Genomic DNA, 1008 nt, shown 5'->3' with positions numbered 1-1008 from the left:
GGCTACTCCACCGGCTACCCCGCCGACAGCGGCCTCACCGACTACTGCCCCTGAGACCACCGCTGCTAACCCGGCTCCGGCGGCTCCGGCTCCTACGGCCACTACCGGCTCTAATTTCTACATTGTTACCAACTACACTGGCGATGCCTCCCTCAATAAGGCTCGTACGCTGGTCCCCGATGCCTTTGTGCGTAATTTTAAGACCGGTGCTCGTATTCAGCTAGCAGCCTTTGATAATCGCGCTCAGGCCGAGGACCAAGTGGCATTTTTAACTCAGCAGGGTGCCACCGTAGAACTCGTTGGCCCAACGAACGAATAGCCCCCTGCTATGCTAAGAGCAACGATAATCTATCGTTAGTTCTACACGGCGTAACGCTGTTTATACCTGTCAAACAAGAAACCCCATGGGATTGCTAGATCGTTTCTTCCGGGTCGTTCGCACCAGCCTCAATGATGCTGTAAATGGAGCCGACGATCCAGAGAAGCTGCTAGAACAGACGACTGCCGATATGCAGGAAAATTTGCTGCAGCTACGGCAGGCAGTTGCAGTTGCGATCGCAACCCAAAAACGCAGCGAACGTCAGTACGACCAGGCCCATACCCAAGCCCGCGAATTCTACAATCGCGCCCAAAGTGCCCTGGCCAAAGGCAATGAAACATTAGCCCGTGAAGCCCTCAACCGCCGTCAGAGCTATTTGGAAACAGCCCACTCCATTGAAGGCCAGCTCCAGCAGCAAAAAGAAAGCGTGCAGCAGCTCAAAGCCAACATGCGGACCCTGGAAAGCAAAATTGCCCAGGCCCGCACCCAAAAAGACATGTATATCGCCCGCGCTCGCTCCGCCAAGGCCAGCCAAAAGCTAAACGAAATGATGACCCAAATCAACGGCGGCACCTTTAATCAAATCGAAGACAAGATTTTAACCATGGAAGCTACTGCCGCTGCCGCTGCTGAAATCAACCAGCTTAGTCAAGACCCTTTGGGAAACAGATTTTCAACCCTAGAATCAG

General features: G+C 53.6%; 2 protein-coding genes. Both read left to right on the top strand.

Translation table 11 applies throughout. From position 1 onward, the window contains the following. Nucleotides 1-319, top strand: a 319-nt coding sequence (locus IQ260_RS30780) for an SPOR domain-containing protein (protein ID WP_193996832.1), incomplete at its 5' end; no start/stop codon positions are given. 85 nt (nt 320-404) lie between these two features. Then, nucleotides 405-1008: PspA/IM30 family protein (locus tag IQ260_RS30775; protein WP_193996831.1), on the top strand; the 604-nt coding region annotated here is incomplete at its 3' end.

It is taken from the genome of Leptolyngbya cf. ectocarpi LEGE 11479 (genome assembly GCF_015207065.1).
GTDB classification, from domain to species: Bacteria; Cyanobacteriota; Cyanobacteriia; order Phormidesmidales; family Phormidesmidaceae; genus Leptothoe; species Leptothoe ectocarpi.
Note: the sequence above shows the minus strand (reverse complement) of the source record. Positions and strands in the feature narration are given on the sequence as shown.